The organism is Dialister hominis, from assembly GCF_007164725.1.
GTDB classification, from domain to species: domain Bacteria; phylum Bacillota; class Negativicutes; order Veillonellales; family Dialisteraceae; genus Dialister; species Dialister hominis.
This window is the reverse complement of sequence record NZ_AP019697.1, coordinates 895,426-914,089: the sequence shown is the minus strand read 5'-3', so window position 1 is coordinate 914,089 and position 18,664 is coordinate 895,426. Positions and strand designations below refer to the sequence as shown.

The following is an 18,664-nucleotide window of genomic DNA, read 5'->3' as shown; positions in this document are numbered from 1 at the left end:
GTTTCAGGCATAATTATCTCTTTTCCAAAGCGGCAACTACTCGAGAAATTGCTAATGTCATAATGAGGTAAAGAATTGCAACGGTTGTCCAAATTTCAAAGGATCCATACGTCTGAGCAATAATTAACTGTCCTCTTCTTGTCAATTCTTCAAATCCAATAACTGAAACCAAAGAAGAATCTTTCAGCATCGCAATGAATTCATTACCGAGCGGCGGCAGAATGTTTCTGACCGCCTGCGGCAGTATTACATAGTACATCGTCTGCCACCATGTTAATCCCAAAGATCTTCCTGCTTCGGTCTGACCGATATCGATTGACTGGATTCCTGCTCTGAAAATTTCAGAAACATAAGCACCGCTGTTAATACCGCAGGCAATAACGGCAGCTGCAAAAGGTTCAACTCTGTGCCCTGTAACAATTGGCAGTGCAAAATATATAAGGAAGATTTGCACCAGCAGAGGAGTTCCTCTGATGCAGTCAGCGTAAATAGTGGCCAGAATTCTTAAAATTTTCATCTGGGAAATTCTGGCAATGCCCACAAACAAGCCAATAAAGAAACCAATGGCAACGCTGACCGCTGTGATTTCAATCGTCACACCTGCTCCAAGAAGCAGTATGGGAAGGGCATGCTCAATAAGTTCAAAATCCATCGAGACTTCTCCTTATATCTGACTAAATCTGACCATCAATAAACAACACCAATAATTGGCAGCTAAGATTTAGCCAAATTCTTAATTGTCAGAACAATACGCCAAAGCATCTTCTAAGAGTTTGACGGCCTTTTCTTTACCAAATAATGCAATCATATCATAGAGGCCAGGTCCATGGGTAACGCCTGTCAAAGCAATTCTGACTGGTTCAAATGCAGCTTTTCCTTTGACTTTTGTTTCCTTCATCAGGCGGGTAAAACAGCTCTTGATAGAATCAGCATCGAAGGATTCCAGCTTTTTCAGTTCTTCTGCAAAGGATTTGATAATCAATGCACTTGTTTCAGCCTTCATGACAGCAAGCAGCTCCGGATCCTGAAGCGCCGGGAGATCTTCAAAGAAAACCTTAACATTTTCCGGAGCCTGCGCACCATAATACAAATGATCACGTACATACCACACGACTGCTTTGAGCCATTCTTTCTTATCAGCATCGATAGGTTCCTGCACGTATCCTGCCTTTTCAATAAATGGCAGAGTCAGTTCCAGCAGCTGATCCGGTGTTAACTGCTTCATATACTGGAAATTAATCCAGTTCAGCTTTTCAATATCAAAAACAGCATCATTGGAGGAAACACGGTTCATAGAGAACTGCTTGACTAATTCATCTACTGAGAAAATTTCCTGTTCTCCCTGCGGAGCCCATCCAAGCAAAGCCAGGTAATTGAACATAGCCTGCGGAAGATATCCCATATTTCTATATTCAGTCACTGAGGTAGCGCCATGTCTCTTGCTCATCTTCTTATGGTCAGCACCCAGAATCAGAGAAATATGACCAAACTTAGGAACTTCATAACCCAGCGCTTCATAAATAGCTAACTGTCTGGGTGTATTGGAAAGGTGTTCTTCAGCACGGATAACGTGAGTGATCCCCATCTTGGCATCATCGATAACTACTGCGAAGTTATACACCGGAATGCCATCGGATTTTACAATGATGAAATCACCGATTCCGGATGCCTGGAACTCAACATGGCCTCTGACCATATCATCAAATGCAAACACACCATCTTTTCTGACTTTCAGGCGGACGACCGGTTTGCGACCTTCAGCCTTATACTGATCAATCTGTTCCTGCGTTAAATGTTCGCAATGTCCATCATAAACCGGAGTCTTGCCTGCTGCTATCTGTTCTTTTCTGCTTTCTTCCAGTTCTTCTTCTGTGCAGTAGCAGTAGTAGGCTTTTCCTTCGTCAATCAGTTTCTTAACTTCTGCATTGTAAATATCGAGGCGTTCAGTCTGTCTATATGGGCCATTGTCTCCTCCCACATCGATGCCTTCATCCCAGTTAAGTCCCAGCCATTTCAGAGAATCCTTTATGTTTTCTTCGGATTCTTTCGTAGATCTCTTTAAGTCTGTGTCTTCAATTCTAACCAGGAATGTACCATTCATATGATGTGCATAGAGCCAGTTGAACAAAGCAGATCTGGCGCCGCCAATATGAAAAGGCCCTGTAGGACTTGGTGCAAAACGAACTTTAACTTTCTTCTCCATTAAAAATCCCTCCTAAATAATATCGCAGATGCAAAAGACGCAATTCCTTCTTCTCTGCCTGCTGCATCTAATTTTTCATTTGTTTTTGCCTTAATCCCCAATTTGGAAACCGGGATATCCAATACACCGGCAATGTTAGCCTTCATAGTATCAATATATCCTGCCAGCTTAGGTTTCTCAGCAATAACAGTCGTATCTATATTTCCAATCAGGAAACCAGATTCAGTTATCATTTTACCGACATTCTCAAGCAGTTTCAAACTGGAAATCCCCTTATACCTGTCATCAGTATCGGGGAAATAATACCCAATATCCCGCAGCCCGGCGGCACCCAGCAGAGCATCTATGATGGCATGTATCAGAACATCCGCATCAGAATGCCCCTTTAATCCATGATGATCTCTAATTTTGACACCACCGATGACAAGCGGTGATGATTCATCCATCTGGTGAATATCATACCCCTGCCCTATGCGGCAAAACGCATTATCTTTATTCATCATTGTCTTGAATCGATCCCAATCTTCTGGTGTTGTTACCTTAAAATATGATTCTTTCCCAGGCACTACGCTGACTTTTATGCCTTTATTTTCCAAAATGGAAGCATCATCTGTAATAGTGCTGTCATTTTCCAATGCAGATACTGCCTTTTGGAAAATATCTGTATAAGCGCCCTGCGGAGTTTGTGCCCTGATCAAATTGGAACGATCCAGCGTCTTTACTATAGTGTCATATGACACAGCCTTCATCGTGTCAACACAGGGTATTCCAACCATAACGGCAGGATGACGGGAATCAATAGAGATGAACGCGAGATCGATTATTTCTCCATCCACGAAAGGTCTTGCCCCGTCATGGACCAGTACCTTTTCTGAACGATCTGACACCTGTGCCAGACCATTTCTGACTGAATCAATTCTTCTGGCTCCGCCTGATGCAAATTTCACAGGAATCTTAAAATTGAGAGATTCGACTAAAGGGAGAAAAATACTGAGTTCTTCCTTGCTGGCGACAACAATCAATTCAGAAAGCAGCCTGCTTTTCTGAATATTTTTCAGCGTGTAATAAATTAAGGGATATCCTTGGTACTCCAAAAACAGTTTATTTTTTGCTGCATTCATTCTGGTACCCTTACCTGCAGCAACTAAGATCAAACTATTCATTCGTCACTTTCCAATTTTGCAAATATCATTTTTCCGGCAGAAGTTTGTAATACAGATGTAATGATGACCGGAACCTCTTTTCCTATGCACTGGCTCCCGTTTTCAACAACGATCATTGTGCCATCTTCAAGATAAGCAACGCCTTGTCCTTCTTCCTTGCCGCTCTTGACCAATTGGACAAAAATCTGCTCGCCCGGAATTACAGCAGGCTTCACGGCTATTGCCAGATCATTTATGTTCAGAACAGCAACGCCCTGCAGCTCAGCTACCTTATTCAAATTATAGTCATTAGTGACTATTTTGTAATTTTTCTCACGTGCCAGCTTCACAAGTTTGGAATCGACTTCAGAAATATCCTCAAAATCATTTGTTACGATGATCACATCATCCTTGCTGTTCTTTCTCATATGATTGAGTATGTCGAGTCCCCTGCGTCCACGGTTTCTCTTAAGAATATCAGAACTGTCAGCAATCTTCTGCAGCTCTTCCAAGACAAAAACAGGGACGATGATCGGCCCTTCAAGAAATCCTGATCTGTAAATGTCTGCTACACGTCCATCTATGATAACATTTGTATCCAATAATTTGCCGGTATGATGATCTTTATTCTTTTTCTTATCAAAAGATCCTTCTGCATGCAAATGCAGCCAGCCTGCCAATTCACTTTTTTTACTGACCACCAAGTGCATTCCAAGATAGCCGAGAATAATACTCAAAGCTACGGAAACATATGGCCCGATATAGGGAACACTCCCAAATGCCAGTCCCACAAGGTTTGCAATAATGAGACCCAAAAACAGCCCCAGGGTTCCCGCAATGAGATCCTGCGTGGACATGGCTGAAAGAGACTTTTCTACTGTTGATGTGAACATAAAGAGGCTCTTGATCAGGTATGGTGAAATAAAGCTCCCGATAATTGCCCCGAATATACCGCCAACCAGCATGGCAGCCAGCGACATAAATGTAATTCCTAAAATAGTTTCAGTCAGAACTGAGTTTGGCAGCAGCAATGCAAGTACTGTTTCTCCCTGCCTCGATAAAACGATTCCGAGGACAGTGAAAAGCAAGACAAATATTGCTCTCAGTATTTTTTCCGGCATCTTAAAATTTCCTCTTAATTAAAAAAAGTAGTGTCATAAACAAATTGAAACAAAAATCTTATGAGTTTAGTTCATTCTTATGTATGTTTTATGTATTTTTTTATTATACCAAAATATGCATGCGATTTACACTACTCTTGCTAGAAAAAACGAGACATTATAAAAAATCAAGAGCCTGCGTAATCTTTTCAACAAAATGAATATCTAAACCATGACCAATTTTACCACTTTTTTCAAGAGATAATACCTCATTTTTATTTCTGGAAGGAAGAATAAATTGTTTGAAATTCATCTTTATCCCCTCTTTGAGTCGGATACCTATATGAGAAACAGGGAGTATTTCACCTGTCAGCCCGATTTCCCCAAGGGCCATCAGCCCGGATGGTATAGGTTTTTCCTTCTTCATTGAAACCAAGGCCAGCGCAACAGCAAGATCAGCCGCTGTTTCCCTCACCTTAAATCCGCCGGCAACATTAAGATAGACATCATCTGAAGAAAACATAACATGCCCGCGCTTTTCCAGAACAGCAAGAAGTATAACAAGCCTGTTATAGTCATATCCTGAAGAAATCCTTCTTGGTATGGCCAGCACAGAATGTGTTGTCAGCGCCTGAATTTCAATCAATATCGGCCTGAGGCCTTCCATGCATGCCATGACGATAGACCCGGGCACCATTTCAGCGCGGTCTCTTAACAGATAGGTTGACGGATCTTGAATTCCGATTAATCCCTTTCCTTCCATGACAAAAAGGCCTGAATCTGCAGTAGAGCCAAATCTGTTCTTTACTGTCCGCAGAACCCTGAACTGATAGCTCCGGTCGCCTTCCAGATAAAGTACGACATCCACCATATGTTCCAAAATACGGGGTCCTGCCAAATTACCCTCTTTGGTAACATGCCCTATAATCATGACTGTTATATTATTCGCTTTTGCAAACCTGACAAGAGCAGCTGTACAATCTCGTATCTGAGCGGGACTCCCCATGGGAGAATCGTTATCTGAAATGTACATGGTCTGGATGGAGTCAATAACAAGCATATTAGGCTTGATTTCGTTGGCCTCGTTGATAATTGCCTCAAGATCTCCGCCCGAATAAATATAGCAGGCATCTTCATTGATGTTAAGACGTTCAGCCCGGAGCTTGATCTGCTCTTCTGATTCCTCTCCGCTGCAATAAAGGACCGTGTTCCCGGTTTTCGCCATAGCATTACATATCTGCAGGATAAGTGTAGACTTGCCTATACCAGGCTCACCGCCCCATAAAATTACGGACCCTGGAACGACGCCGCCGCCAAGCGGCCGGTCTACTTCAGAAAGACCCAGCTTAATTCTGTTATGGTTCGACAGATTGATTTTGGAAAGGCTGACAGGAGCCTTTGAAATGGTTTCAGCACCACTGATTCTTATATTTTTGGGAGCAGACACTTCAATTTTCTCTTCAAGGGTATTCCATTCCCCACATTGTGGACATCTACCCATCCATTTTAGTGTTTCTGCACCACAGTTCGAACATTTATATTTAATATTTTTATTATTTTTCCCACTCATGTTAAATACCTCATACAAAAAAATGGATACAGGCAATGCGGCCTGTATCCATTATACTATACGTTTATATAACTGAAATTATTTAGCTGTAAAAGTCAATTTATTCTTGTCGTCCGTATTAATCTGAAGTACTGACTTGCCTTCCAATCCATCTTCCAGAATCAAGTTGGCAACCGGATCTTCGATTTCTTTCTGAATAACCCTCTTCAAAGGACGGGCACCATACTCAATATCTGTACCATCTTTGATCAGAAGCTTCTTAGCGGAATCAGAAATTTCAAGACTTACATTGAAATGTTCCAGTTTCTTTTCTACATCTTTCAAAAGCAGATTTACGATGGCAGAAAGGTTCTCTTCCGTCAATGGATGGAAAACAATGATTTCATCGATACGGTTGATGAATTCCGGTCTGAAGGTACGCTTTACTTCAGCAAGGATTGTTTCCTTGATCGATTCGAAATCTTCATCCTTCTTATCATCACTATCAGAAGAGAAGCCCGGTTTCTTTACGTGTCCCTTGAGATAATTGGATCCCAGGTTGCTTGTCATTATGATGACACAGTTTGTGAAATCAACCGTACGTCCCTGACCGTCTGTCAGGCGGCCGTCATCCAATACCTGCAGCAGGATATTGAAGAAATCCATGTGAGCTTTTTCTACTTCATCAAAGAGAATGACACTGTAAGGATTCTTTCTGACGGCATCTGTCAATTGACCGCCTTCTTCGTATCCGACGTATCCTGGAGGTGCACCGACCAGACGCGAAACTTCATGCTTTTCCATGTATTCGGACATATCAAAACGAATCATATTCTTTTCGCTGCCAAACATTGTCTCTGCCAGGGCACGTGCCAGTTCCGTTTTGCCGACACCGGTCGAACCGAGGAACAGGAAAGAACCAATCGGGCGTTTTGGATCCTTCATGCCTGCTCTCGCACGGCGGATTGCAGTAGCAACCGCATGAACAGCATCATCCTGTCCGATGACTCTCTTATGGAGTTCATCTTCCAGGTGAAGCAGACGTTCGGAATCGCTCTTCTTCAGGTTCTGGAGAGGAACACCTGTCCATTTGGAAACAACTTCTGCAACATCTTCTTCAGTTACAGTAAGATGATCATGGTCAGCACCTTTCCATTCTTTCTTCAACTGTTCGATATCCGCTTCAAGCTTCTTGGACTGGTCACGGTAAATAGCAGCGCGTTCATAGTCCTGCGTGGAGATTGCCGCTTCCTTTTCTTTCTGCAGGGATGCAAGCTGGGCTTCCTTGTTTTTAAGTCCTTCTGGTGCTGAAGAAGCTTCCATACGTACCTTGGCAGCCGCTTCATCGATTACATCAATTGATTTATCCGGCTGGAATCTATCCGTAATATAACGTCCGGAAAGCTCAACAGCAGCCTTCAATGCTTCATCAGTAATTTTAGCCTTATGGAATGCCTCATATCTGTCGCGCAGGCCTTCCAGAATACGAAGGGTATCTGCAGGATTCGGTTCTCCTACCTTTACAGGCTGGAAACGTCTTTCCAAAGCTGCATCCTTTTCGATATATTTTTTATATTCTTTCAGGGTTGTAGCGCCAATGCAGTGAAGCTCACCTCTTGCAAGTGCAGGTTTCATGATATTTGCTGCATCCATGGAACCTTCGCTGGAACCTGCTCCTACCAGTGTATGGAGTTCATCAATGAACAGAATCCAGTCGGGATGCTGCTTGACGGTATCCAGCACCTTTTTCAGCCTTTCCTCAAATTCACCTCTGTACTTTGTGCCAGCAACAACTGCAGACATATTCAGTGAAATAATATGGCAGTTTTTCAATATTTCAGGCACATCATTGTTTACGATTCTCTGAGCCAGGCCTTCCGCGATAGCAGTTTTACCAACGCCAGGTTCGCCAATAAGCACAGGATTGTTTTTGCTTCTTCTGGACAGAATTTGAATAACTCTGTTGATTTCTTCCTCGCGGCCAATGACAGGATCGATTTTTCCCTGTTTGGCACGTTCATTCAAATCAATGGCAAAGTCACTTAAATCGCCAAGGGAAGCCGATTGATCACTCTTGGAATTATCCTCAGAAAGTACATCTTCAAATGCTTTCTGAAGTTTATCCTCAGTGACTCCCAGCTGCTCTAAAATTCTTACAGCCAGGCCGCCTTCGTGCAGTATTGCCAGAAGCAGATGTTCTGTCCCGACATAAGAATTTCCGAGTTCATTGGCTTCTTCGACAGCCATCTCCAGTACGCGTTTTGTACGCGGTGCAACATACAGTTCGGATCTCCGGGACAGGGATGTATTTCTGCTGCCGGACAAAAGCTCTTCCAGAGTACCAACAGTAATCCCCAGGGAATTTAAAATCTTTCCGCCTGCGGAATCTCCTTCATGAGCAATGCCAATCAGCAAGTGCTCAGTACCGATGTAATCGCTGCCCAATTTTGCAGCTTCCTGTGCTGCAAATTTCCAGGCATTCTTAACACCATCAGTATATCTATCTTCCATATTAATCCCTCCTTATAAGGGTAAAATAATCTTTCATTATAATTCTTTAACTGCATCTCTCAGCAAAGCAGCACGCCATGCATTGATTGATTGTGCATCATCCATTTCTTTATGTGTCGTATAAGCGACCTGGTTATTTGAAACCAGAGAAAAGATTTGATGAAATAATAACCCATTCTTATCTGGTATCATTTTCTCTTTTACGCCAGCTTTTATAAGGCCTGCCAGTTTCATCGCTTCCTGTCCGTCAATCTGCCGGGCATATTTCAAAGTTCCCAATGCCCTCCAGATCTGATCCCTGATAGTTATCTCAGAACCTTTGAACATCTTTTCCCAGTACTGGTTTTCGATGTCGTTGATATCCGAAAGAAGCGAATCAAATCTTTGCATATACTTTTCTTCCTGGACACCGATCGTCTGTGTAGACTTTATTTCATAAAAGGCACTATTCCAGGAATCATTACCTGTCAGGCTCCTGATGGAAAATCCCTGCCGTTCAACAGCCCTGGCCAGATCCCTGATCCTGCCGTTGGCAGTAAGACCTGGAAGGAAGAGCATTGCCTCGGCAGCTAATCCGGTACCCGTATTAAAAATAGATCCCGTTAAATAGCCGAATTGATTATCATAAGCATAGCGGATTGATTGAGATAATTTATCATCAATTTGTGTTAAATCTTTCCAGCTGCCAGAGAAAGAATCCGCATGGCCGACTGCATTGAGGCATATATGATCCAATGCATTAGACAGGAGAGAAATATGTCCGTCTCCAATCGGGAACAAACTTATTCCATTTAAATTCCGCAGACTCTTTTTCGGAATCATGCCTCTGTCAAGCAATACCTGTCTTTCGTTTGAATCCATGCCTGCCAGCGGATACTCTTCAGCATCAAGTCCAGCTGCATCAAGAGCCCTTTGTATTTCAGACAAGACCTTTTGTCTTTCCTGCATGGAAAGCTTCTCCGGAAAATGAAATCCGCTTATATTCCTCCTGATGCAGATTCGCTTCCCAAATTCAGACCGATCCTGGTTTCCATCAGTCAAGCCGCCTGCCGGGCCGGCTAAAAACTCCTCTAATTTCATTTAGAGCTGCCTCCCTCAAGTTTATTAATCTGATCTCTGATTACAGCTGCCTGTTCGTAGTTTTCTTCCTTGATGCACTTCTTGAGCTCACTTTTCAGCCGATTGATTTCAGACATTCCTTCTGTTTTTTCCTCGTCCTGTTTACCAGGAGCCTTTCCGCTATGCTGATCAGTTCCCTGATTTTTATTCAGGAAATTTTTCAATTTGGAACGGAACTGGTTATAGCACTCCTCGCAGCCAAGCAGACCATCCTTTCTAAAATCCTGATATGTCTTCCCGCAATTGGAACATGACAAACCAGGCTGCAGGTTCTGCTCTGCATGCTGGAAAGGATTGACAAAGTCATTACCGAAAAAGGAATCAAATGGATGAGCAAAAACTTCCTGATTCCAAAGATCAAACGGATCGTTGATCAAATTTTCTTTCCTGGCACAATCCCGGCATAAATGCCGTTCAGATCTTCTGCCATTAACCACTTGCGTCATATGAATGACAGCTTCTTTTTGATGACAAGAATCACAAAGCATTTTATTCTCCTTTCGTGACCTATTCAATTCTATGAATCATTGTCTTGGCCGCCTCACGACGGTGGCTTTCAGGACAATACTCCAGCATTGTATGAGTTAGTGTACAAATTAATCTGTATTCTCTGGACGAGATAATTTCATAGTCTAAGAGCATTCTGAAATAGCTGTCTAATCCATTCTCTATTTCTGTAATACTATTGGGATGAATTTCATTGGTTCGTTGTTTCCCTCCTGTGCTGGTACTGCTTCTGGTCTTGGATGAAGCCTGATCCTTAGAATGTGAAGGTGCATTATCTTCCCTTAACGATATCTTGATATATCCTCCGCTTCCGCGCCTTGATTCCACGACAAAACGATTATCGGGAGAAAATCTGGTATTAATTACATACGTAACTTGAGAAGGAGCACATTCTAATAAATCTGCCACATCTTTCCTTTTCAGTAAAATTTCATCAGTTGACTGTTTACCCAGCATTTCCAAAATAAACTTTTCAATCCTGTCAGATAACATTGAATTATTCATTGCTTGCCAGCCCTCCCTTCCATTGATTCTTCTCTATATTATAAAACAATAAATCAAAAAGTCAATAGGTCAAAGTAAACTATCTGATTATTTTTTTATTCCATCAAAACTATTCTGCCAACGGACGGTTTTCCCCGAATATCATGGTTGAAACCTGCGCGCATATCTATTTACCAAACATGAAAAGCCATGCTGAACTTCAGCATGGCTTTATCAATTCAAATTTGAAATTTCTGAAATGTCCCAAATTACGGGACTCTTTGTAAATGTGGCAGGTACTATAAGAGACTAATCTTCGTATTCGAATGTTCTTACTTCTCTTAAAGCTGTCATCACTGCACTTTGCGAGAGTCCGCGCCTCAGAAGAAATGCGGCGGCCTTCCTGTAATTAATTAATAACTCCGGTTTGATCCGAACTTTTTCTTCCAGTAAGGAAACGGCAATATCTATTTCTTCCTCCGCCGTTAAATGCTTATTGGTATGGAGCCCTCTGGACTTAAGCTTCTGATGAATATAGGTGTCCCCATAACATTTTCTGTTCCTGAATGAATCAAACAAATCATCCGCGAGCTCAGAATCATTCAGATACCCATAGTGCTTTAACTTATCCATGACTTTGCCGATCTCATCAGGATCATATCCTTTGCGGGCCAGTTTGGTTCTAAGTTCATATTCACTTTGGGGTCTGTAATTCAATAAATGAATTGCTGATTCATATGCAGTCTTATTTGTCCTCTTCATCTTGTTCAGATAATACGCCATCTTCAAAATGGCCAGGCTCAACGACAAGTGTATCCCTGATGGTTTTATCAATCTCAGCAGCAACATCCGGATGTTCTTTTAAGTATGTCTTGGCTGCTTCACGTCCCTGGCTGATTCTGCTTCCATTATAGGAATACCAGGCTCCGCTCTTCTGGATAATATCCATATTTACAGCAATATCAAGAAGTGTTCCTTCTACAGAAATGCCTTCCCCATACATGATATCAAATTCAGCCACCTTAAACGGAGGAGCCACTTTGTTCTTTACAACCTTTGCCCTTGTCCTGTTTCCGATAACATCCGTGCCATTCTTTATGGCTTCCGCTCTTCTTATTTCAATACGCATGGATGCATAGAATTTAAGTGCGCGTCCGCCTGTCGTGGTTTCCGGGTTGCCAAACATAACGCCGACTTTTTCACGAATCTGGTTAATGAAAATGACGATTGTTTTGGATTTGCTTATGATGCCGGTCAGTTTTCTGAGTGCTTTACTCATCAGTCTTGCCTGAAGGCCGACAGACTGATCGCCAATATCGCCTTCAATTTCCTGTTTTGGAACCAATGCCGCAACGGAGTCGATGACTACGATATCAACAGCGCCGCTTCTGACCAAAGATTCACAAATGCTGAGTGCCTGTTCACCACTGTCCGGCTGGGATATTAATAAATCCTTAGTATCAACGCCAAGCCGATGAGCATACATTGGGTCCAATGCGTGTTCAGCATCAATAAAAGCAGCGAATCCGCCTAATTTCTGGGCTTCAGCAATTGCATGCAGGGCCAGTGTGGTCTTACCGGAAGATTCCGGACCATAAATTTCAATCACTCTGCCGCGTGGATATCCGCCAACACCGACAGCAATATCGAGTGCTAAGGAACCTGTAGGAATAACATCAATATCTAATTTATTCCCCATATCGCCAAGACGCATAATCGATCCGGCGCCAAATTCACGAGTAATCTGATGGATTGCATTATCAAGAGCTTTTCTCTTTTCTGCATTACTATCTGTTGCCATCTTTTTCCCTCTCTTCCTGCACTAACTTCTTAATGTATTTCATAGCATAATAGAAAGCCGTTTCTGCAGCGGCATAACGGACGCCTTTACGTGAACCCATGAAATGTTCTTCGTAAACTACAGTCCCGATTGGCCCTGAAACCCCGATATAAACAAGCCCGGCCGGTTCTCCCCTTTCTCCGGAGCCTGGTCCGGCATAACCTGTAGTAGAAACGGATATGTCACTCTTATAAAGTCTGCGTGCCCCTTCTGCCATCTCTTTTGCCACATTTTCACTGACTGCCGTGTATTTTTCAAGCACTTCAGGATCGACATGCAGTACATTTTCTTTCGCTTCATTCCAGTACGTCACCGCACTGCCTTTGAAATAATCAGAACTGCCGGGCAGATCCGTGAGAAGTTTCCCAATCAATCCGCCTGTGCAAGATTCTGCGGCACTTATAGTCAGCTTATTGTTTTGGATTTCCTTGACTAAATCTTCCCTTGCATTCTTTTCTATATGATAACTTGAGACAGGCAGCAATTCTCCTATCTGCTTTATGACCGGTTCCATCAGATGATAGGTATCATCTGCACTGCATCCCTTTCCAGTCACCCTGACCAGAATATATCCCGGTCTTGCCAGGAGCGCGATTGTAGGATTATTCTGGGCTTTTAATAAATGGCTGATCCTTGTTTCTATTTCAGCTTCCGATAATCCTTTGACCGGCAGTTCAGCAGAACGAATCACGCCCTGATTCCCGAATTTTTCCTCAAGGAATGGCATCATCTGATTCTGCGCCATCATTTTCATTTCAAATGGAGGTCCGGGCAGATGAATCAGCAATTTGCCATTGCATTCTGTTACTGATCCGGAAGCGGAACCATACTCGTTTTTCAGTAAAACAGCCCCTTTGGCAAACCAGGCCTGCCTTTCTAAAGACGGAAGATATTTACGCTTCTTCTGTTCATAATATGACTTCAGCCGAATGGATTCGTCAGCATTTAGCATGAATGGAATCCCCAATGCGTCAGCTCCGGCTTTCTTTGTAATATCTCCCATAGTTGAGCCCAGTCCGCCTGAAGTGATAACAATATCCGCTCTTGCCAGAGCAGTCTTGAAAGTCTCTTCCAAACGTTTCGGGTTATCCCCTGCTGTGGTCAAATATGCCACAGTATAACCATGTTCATTCATAAAAGATGCAAGCCACTGCGCATTCTCGTTAACAATCTCTCCCAAAAGCAGCTCAGTGCCTGTGGTTATGATTTCAGTTATCATGATTCCCTCTCAGAAGGTCATTAGATCTTTTCGCCAATTAAATCGTATGCATAGCCATCAACAATTTTTACATTTACAAAATCACCGGGCTGAAGGTCATCCGGCTGATCGATATACACATTTCCATCAACTTCCGGAGCCTGGAAAGATGCACGTCCTTTTGCCTGGATATTCCCGTCACCGGTATCAATAAGTTCCTCGACAAGGACTTCCGTTTCAGTGCCTATCAGATTTTCATTATTTTCTTCAGAAATGCCGGCCTGGATAGACATTAATTCATGATAGCGGGATTCCTTAACCTCTTCAGGAATCTGGTCTGCCATTCCTGCAGCCGGTGTACCTTCCTGCGGTGAGAACATGAAAGCACCCATATCATCAAATTTTACTTCCTTGATGAAATCGCAAAGTTCTTGGAAATCCTGATCTGTTTCTCCAGGGAAGCCGACCATCAAAGTAGTTCTGACTGTCATGCGTGGAGAAGATGAACGTATCTTTGACAACAACTCCCTGATACTTTCCGTTGAGTCCTTGCGGTTCATACGTTTCAGCACATTATTGCTAATATGCTGCAATGGAATATCAACATATTTGCAGATTTTGGGTTCAGTCAGAATGATCTGCAAAAGTTCATCATCAAAATAAGTCGGGTAAAGGTAGAAAAGTCTTATCCTTTTTACGCCTTCAATCCTTACAAGCTCTTTTAGAAGCTTGGCAAGACTTGCCGGTTCACTCAAATCTCTTCCGTAGCAGCTTAAGTCCTGTGCTATTAAATTGAACTCTCTCACGCCATCGGCAGCCAGTCTTCTGACTTCATGCACAATAGATGCAACGGGACGGCTTCTCATCGGTCCGCGAACATACGGGATATAGCAGAATGTGCATCCGTTGCTGCATCCTTCTGCAATTTTCACATAAGCAGAATATTTTGGCGTCAATATTTCTCTTGGCATTGATTCTTCATTATTGCAGGGTTTCATGTTGAACTTGAAAACATTTTCCCCTTGCTCAGCATAGGATTCCTTCAATGCTTCGGAAATAAGCTGCCATGATTCGGTTCCGATGAAAATATCCACTTCCGGCAGTTCAGCGCTGAGGCTCTTCTTGTATTGCTGTGCAAGACAGCCTGCCACAACCAATTTTTCGCAAATGCCCGACTTCTTATATTCAGCTGCCTGCAAAATCGTCTGTATGGATTCTTCTTTGGCTGCATCAATAAACGTACAAGTATTTACAAAAATGACTTGTGCATCATCCAGATCATCTACCATTTTGTAGCCATCTTTTTCAAGAATGCCTACCATCATTTCCGTATCAACGAGATTCTTAGAGCAGCCTAAGCTTACAACTCCTAAAGTTTTAACTGTCAATTATTTGTTCCTCCAAAACGAATTTTGTCAGCCCATTGGTTGAGCAAATCCTTTTTCCCTTCATCAAAATACATCTTTTTCAAATCCCAGAAGCGAAGATCTCCGCCAATAACGTCCGGCTTCATATCTTCATCATTAACATAAACATAATAATATTGATTCTGTTCCATTATCTTCTTGTATCCTTCCGGATTAAGCAGCCATTCTATGAATTGTCTGCCCCGGTCCGGATTCAGGCTGCTTTTTGAAAGACCTGCTCCATAAAGATACCATGGAGAACCATCTTCCGGATAAATAATAGTAACGGGCATGTTCTCATTTCTTGTACGAAGCGTTTCATTAAGCCCCGAGATACCGATATCGCATTTTCCCATGGCAGCCATTCTTGAAGGAGTAGACAGATACTTGCCGTACTGAACTACATGCCCCTGTGCCTGGTATAAAAGCTGGAAGGTTTCATTGATACCGAAATGTTCTGCCATGCACATAAGCAGGTCTTCAGCCATATCTGCAGCAATGAAATCTGTCATTGATAACTGAACTGATTTCCTGGTAAGCACCTCTGTCCAGGTATAGCTGAATGCAGGATGCTTTAAAAAGAAATCCTTATTGACTGCAAATATAACCGGATCTATCCAGATGCCTGTCCAGTATGAATCATCATCACGAAAAACATTCAAAGCTGTATCTGTGCGTGATGAAAAATATGGCTCTAACATTTTATTATCTTTCAATTTGACCAGAGAATCCTGGGATGTGATATAGACATCGGGTATTTTATCAGAATCTGAAGATCCCTGCACCATCTGATTCGAGGTCAAATATACGATATCCAGTTTCATTCCGGTTTCCTTATAGAAAGGCGCATTCAGCGGTTCCAGCATTCCTGACTGCAAATCGGTATATACTACGACTTTTTCCGTGGTATCAGATCTCTGTTTTTTCAGGTTTTCCTGATTTTTTGCATATTGGAAAATGCCCAGATATGCCGCCCCCGCAAGTATCAGAAACAGGATAACGGAAAGCAGACGCTTCATATTTTTCACCCCGATTCCCAATAAGAATTATATCATACCATCTCCAGCAGCTAATTACTAATAGCAATCCGCAGCAATAGAGCTATTGTTGTTCTTCTTCCTTAGAATTTTCCATATTCATAAACATTTCAGATACTTTATCTTTAGTCATCAGGATTTCACGCGGCTTGGCACCTTCCGCAGGTCCAACGATTCCCATTTTCTCCATGGAGTCCATAAGCCGGCCCGCACGCGTGTATCCGATACGGAATCTTCTCTGAAGAGCAGATACGGATGCACGTTTGGTGTCTAAAACCCATTCGGAAGCCTCTTGCAGCAGATCATCCATCATATCTTCCGCATTCGCCTCATTCGAAGATTTTTCAGGAATGGACAAATCAATCGGTTCATACTTTACAGGCTCAGATTCCTGCTTCAGGCACTCGTTCTTCACATAATTGACAACGTTCTCAACTTCTTCATCGGGAATAAAAGCGCCCTGGATTCTTACAAGGTTGAGCGCGCCTGCGCGCTTAAACAGCATATCACCCTTTCCAAGTAACGATTCAGCGCCCCCTTCATCAAGGATGATTCTGGAGTTCAGATTGGATTCCACCATAAAGGAAATTCTGCTTGGGATATTAGACTTGATAACCCCTGTAATGACATCAGCAGACGGGCGCTGTGTCGCAAGTATCAGATGGATTCCGGCTGCTCTTGCCTTTTGTGTAAGTCTCTGGATCAGGACTTCAACTTCTTTGGCCGCTACGTTCATCAAATCGGCAAATTCATCGACTATGATCAGAATATAAGGCATCTTCTTATCAGGATTCAGATTATTATAACCTTCAATATTCCTGACTTTACAGCCGGCAAAAAGCTGATACCTTGATTCCATTTCACGCACAGCCCAATTCAGCGTTCCCTGTGCTTTCTTCATATCCGTGACAACTTCCGTACGAAGGTGCGGAATTCCATTATAGACACTGAGCTCAACGACCTTTGGATCGATCAGCATTAATTTCACGTCGCTTGGCTTGCTCTTATAAATAATACTTGTGATGATGGAATTAATGCATACGCTCTTGCCGCTCCCTGTAGAACCTGCAATCAACAAATGCGGCATTTTTGATAAATCAGTAACAACTGGTTTTCCCGTGATATCCTTCCCTAAGGCAACCAGAATATGTCCCTTCCCCTTTTGGAATTCATCACTTGCAAGAACATCCCTGAGAGGTACAGGAATAATTTTGCTGTTTGGTATCTCTATTCCAACTGCTGATTTACCTGGAATTGGTGCCTCGATGCGGATATGTGTGGCTGCAAGTGCCATAGCAAGTTCATTTGACAAACCTTCGATCTTGCTGACTCTTACACCGATTTCGGGTTTGAGTTCAAATCTTGTGACAGTCGGCCCGACACTGGCATTGATTACTTTTGCACCCACGCCAAAGCTTGCCAGCGTAGATTCAATGATTTTGGCCTTATGCTGGATATCATCCTGTTTGGCATGCACCGGACCATCCGTATGCAGCAGTGACAGCGGCGGGAACACATATTCCTGAGCAGCCGGTTCATCTGTATTCTTTTGATCAGAACTGCTGATGACTTTGGACTTATCAGGAAGATGCTCATCGGCATGCAGGCCGCCATTTGGTTTTTGATTCTCCGCAGCTTCAGATTCCTGACCTTCTTGTCCTGCGGACACTTCTTCAGCTTCCTTTTCTGTTTCTACAGGCTCTATTCGAGTTGCCTCAAAAGGCATATTTTCTTCATCTATAGGCTTCAAATCAGGACCATTTTGTTCGGCCTGTACGGGTGAACTACTTTCTTCGGAATTAAGCAGTTCTGCAATATCGTCTGGTATCGGCTCATCATCTTTAGCTGAAAAATCTGCGCTCTTTTCTTCATCATCCGGTGTTTCATTTCCTGACTTCTTGTAAATGAATTCACCCCTGCTTTCTTCCAATGGTTCCAGTCTGGCAGCAGATTTCTCTGCATTGATCTGTGCCCTTTTCTGCTTCCAGTAAGATGCAGCATCTTCCAGTTTCTGCTCTGTTTTTAAGCCTATTTTTTGTGCTTTCACGCCCACCTTCCTGGCTCCATTGGATACCGACCAATGTGTCAGGAGTAAAATATCAATCACTATGGCTCCGACAAGAATGATAGACGTACCCATTTCCCCGACCGAGATATGAAGTGCCCAGGAAATGGCAGAGCCAATGGCACCGCCATACTCAAGGAGATTCGAAATACCAAATTCCTCTCCTATTGGCACAAAGAAATGATGAATCAGCGACAAACATAAGCAAAACAAAACTCCAAAGTAGTAAAAATAGCGGTTTGAATGAAATGGCTTTGCTGTTAAAACATAATAACCACCCATGAATATGATAACCAGAACAGACAAAAAAGCTCCCATGCCAAATAAGAAATGGAGTCCATTATTTGCCCAGCTCCCGAGAATTCCCGTATTGTAGTTGGCCAGGCTCACAAAAGAAAAGACACCAAAAAGAAGCATTATAATTCCGGTTATCTCATAATTTCTATTATTCTGTTTTAACTGTACATCTTTCTTTTTCTGAGTTTTATTTCGCATAATAGAAAA

Annotated in this window: 15 protein-coding genes; all 15 read right to left on the bottom strand. The window is 42.7% G+C overall.

All coding sequences use genetic code 11. The features are described 5' to 3' along the window. Positions 1-13 precede the first annotated feature (13 nt). Positions 14-652: an amino acid ABC transporter permease gene (locus tag Dia5BBH33_RS04200; RefSeq protein ID WP_022381897.1), complete on the bottom strand. Its 639-nt coding sequence runs from the start codon at positions 650-652 to the stop codon at positions 14-16. Positions 653-733: 81 nt separating this feature from the next. Then, positions 734-2,203 carry a glutamate--tRNA ligase gene (gene gltX, locus Dia5BBH33_RS04195; RefSeq protein ID WP_108849763.1) on the bottom strand — a complete coding sequence of 490 codons (1,470 nt, stop codon included), beginning with the start codon at positions 2,201-2,203 and terminating at the stop codon, positions 734-736. Further along, entirely contained in the window at positions 2,203-3,366 is a 1,164-nt protein-coding gene (gene ispD, locus Dia5BBH33_RS04190) for a 2-C-methyl-D-erythritol 4-phosphate cytidylyltransferase (protein WP_108849764.1), read from the bottom strand. Before ispD ends, gltX begins: the two co-directional genes overlap by 1 nt. Beyond that, positions 3,363-4,466 carry a PIN/TRAM domain-containing protein gene (locus Dia5BBH33_RS04185; protein WP_022381894.1) on the bottom strand — a complete coding sequence of 368 codons (1,104 nt, stop codon included), beginning with the start codon at positions 4,464-4,466 and terminating at the stop codon, positions 3,363-3,365. The genes ispD and Dia5BBH33_RS04185 overlap by 4 nt, the downstream gene beginning before the upstream one ends. Before the next feature lie 157 nt (positions 4,467-4,623). Further along, positions 4,624-6,015 carry a DNA repair protein RadA gene (gene radA, locus Dia5BBH33_RS04180; RefSeq protein ID WP_022381893.1) on the bottom strand — a complete coding sequence of 464 codons (1,392 nt, stop codon included), beginning with the start codon at positions 6,013-6,015 and terminating at the stop codon, positions 4,624-4,626. Positions 6,016-6,093: 78 nt separating this feature from the next. Next, positions 6,094-8,505 carry an ATP-dependent Clp protease ATP-binding subunit gene (locus tag Dia5BBH33_RS04175; protein WP_143332436.1) on the bottom strand — a complete coding sequence of 804 codons (2,412 nt, stop codon included), beginning with the start codon at positions 8,503-8,505 and terminating at the stop codon, positions 6,094-6,096. 36 nt (positions 8,506-8,541) lie between these two features. Beyond that, on the bottom strand, positions 8,542-9,366 hold the full coding sequence (locus Dia5BBH33_RS04170) for a hypothetical protein (protein WP_157952011.1): 825 nt from the start codon (positions 9,364-9,366) through the stop codon (positions 8,542-8,544). Between the two features lie 215 nt (positions 9,367-9,581). After that, on the bottom strand, positions 9,582-10,112 hold the full coding sequence (locus Dia5BBH33_RS04165; protein WP_143332435.1) for a UvrB/UvrC motif-containing protein: 531 nt from the start codon (positions 10,110-10,112) through the stop codon (positions 9,582-9,584). 19 nt (positions 10,113-10,131) lie between these two features. Continuing rightward, positions 10,132-10,635: a CtsR family transcriptional regulator gene (locus Dia5BBH33_RS04160; RefSeq protein ID WP_108849768.1), complete on the bottom strand. Its 504-nt coding sequence runs from the start codon at positions 10,633-10,635 to the stop codon at positions 10,132-10,134. 288 nt (positions 10,636-10,923) lie between these two features. Then, entirely contained in the window at positions 10,924-11,397 is a 474-nt protein-coding gene (locus Dia5BBH33_RS04155) for a regulatory protein RecX (protein ID WP_022381888.1), read from the bottom strand. After that, positions 11,360-12,415 carry a recombinase RecA gene (gene recA / locus Dia5BBH33_RS04150; protein ID WP_022381887.1) on the bottom strand — a complete coding sequence of 352 codons (1,056 nt, stop codon included), beginning with the start codon at positions 12,413-12,415 and terminating at the stop codon, positions 11,360-11,362. The genes Dia5BBH33_RS04155 and recA overlap by 38 nt, the downstream gene beginning before the upstream one ends. Then, positions 12,402-13,673: a competence/damage-inducible protein A gene (locus tag Dia5BBH33_RS04145; RefSeq protein ID WP_143332433.1), complete on the bottom strand. Its 1,272-nt coding sequence runs from the start codon at positions 13,671-13,673 to the stop codon at positions 12,402-12,404. Before Dia5BBH33_RS04145 ends, recA begins: the two co-directional genes overlap by 14 nt. 20 nt (positions 13,674-13,693) lie before the next feature. Continuing rightward, positions 13,694-15,040 carry a 30S ribosomal protein S12 methylthiotransferase RimO gene (gene rimO / locus Dia5BBH33_RS04140; RefSeq protein WP_143332432.1) on the bottom strand — a complete coding sequence of 449 codons (1,347 nt, stop codon included), beginning with the start codon at positions 15,038-15,040 and terminating at the stop codon, positions 13,694-13,696. Then, a complete protein-coding gene (locus Dia5BBH33_RS04135) occupies positions 15,037-16,077 on the bottom strand; it encodes an extracellular solute-binding protein (protein ID WP_108850884.1) in 1,041 nt (346 codons plus the stop codon). The genes rimO and Dia5BBH33_RS04135 overlap by 4 nt, the downstream gene beginning before the upstream one ends. An 82-nt stretch (positions 16,078-16,159) precedes the next feature. Then, a complete protein-coding gene (locus Dia5BBH33_RS04130; RefSeq protein WP_232518088.1) occupies positions 16,160-18,655 on the bottom strand; it encodes a DNA translocase FtsK in 2,496 nt (831 codons plus the stop codon). Positions 18,656-18,664: the final 9 nt, after the last annotated feature.

What these genes read in the sequence shown, in the direction of transcription:
- Dia5BBH33_RS04200 (WP_022381897.1), bottom strand. Translation starts at nt 652, where the DNA reads ATGGATTTTGAACTTATTGAGCATGCCCTTCCCATACTGCTTCTTGGA.
- gltX (WP_108849763.1), bottom strand. Translation starts at nt 2,203, where the DNA reads ATGGAGAAGAAAGTTAAAGTTCGTTTTGCACCAAGTCCTACAGGGCCT.
- ispD (WP_108849764.1), bottom strand. Translation starts at nt 3,366, where the DNA reads ATGAATAGTTTGATCTTAGTTGCTGCAGGTAAGGGTACCAGAATGAAT.
- Dia5BBH33_RS04185 (WP_022381894.1), bottom strand. Translation starts at nt 4,466, where the DNA reads ATGCCGGAAAAAATACTGAGAGCAATATTTGTCTTGCTTTTCACTGTC.
- radA (WP_022381893.1), bottom strand. Translation starts at nt 6,015, where the DNA reads ATGAGTGGGAAAAATAATAAAAATATTAAATATAAATGTTCGAACTGT.
- Dia5BBH33_RS04175 (WP_143332436.1), bottom strand. Translation starts at nt 8,505, where the DNA reads ATGGAAGATAGATATACTGATGGTGTTAAGAATGCCTGGAAATTTGCA.
- Dia5BBH33_RS04170 (WP_157952011.1), bottom strand. Translation starts at nt 9,366, where the DNA reads ATGGATTCAAACGAAAGACAGGTATTGCTTGACAGAGGCATGATTCCG.
- Dia5BBH33_RS04165 (WP_143332435.1), bottom strand. Translation starts at nt 10,112, where the DNA reads ATGCTTTGTGATTCTTGTCATCAAAAAGAAGCTGTCATTCATATGACG.
- Dia5BBH33_RS04160 (WP_108849768.1), bottom strand. Translation starts at nt 10,635, where the DNA reads ATGAATAATTCAATGTTATCTGACAGGATTGAAAAGTTTATTTTGGAA.
- Dia5BBH33_RS04155 (WP_022381888.1), bottom strand. Translation starts at nt 11,397, where the DNA reads ATGGCGTATTATCTGAACAAGATGAAGAGGACAAATAAGACTGCATAT.
- recA (WP_022381887.1), bottom strand. Translation starts at nt 12,415, where the DNA reads ATGGCAACAGATAGTAATGCAGAAAAGAGAAAAGCTCTTGATAATGCA.
- Dia5BBH33_RS04145 (WP_143332433.1), bottom strand. Translation starts at nt 13,673, where the DNA reads ATGATAACTGAAATCATAACCACAGGCACTGAGCTGCTTTTGGGAGAG.
- Dia5BBH33_RS04135 (WP_108850884.1), bottom strand. Translation starts at nt 16,077, where the DNA reads ATGAAGCGTCTGCTTTCCGTTATCCTGTTTCTGATACTTGCGGGGGCG.
- Dia5BBH33_RS04130 (WP_232518088.1), bottom strand. Translation starts at nt 18,655, where the DNA reads ATGCGAAATAAAACTCAGAAAAAGAAAGATGTACAGTTAAAACAGAAT.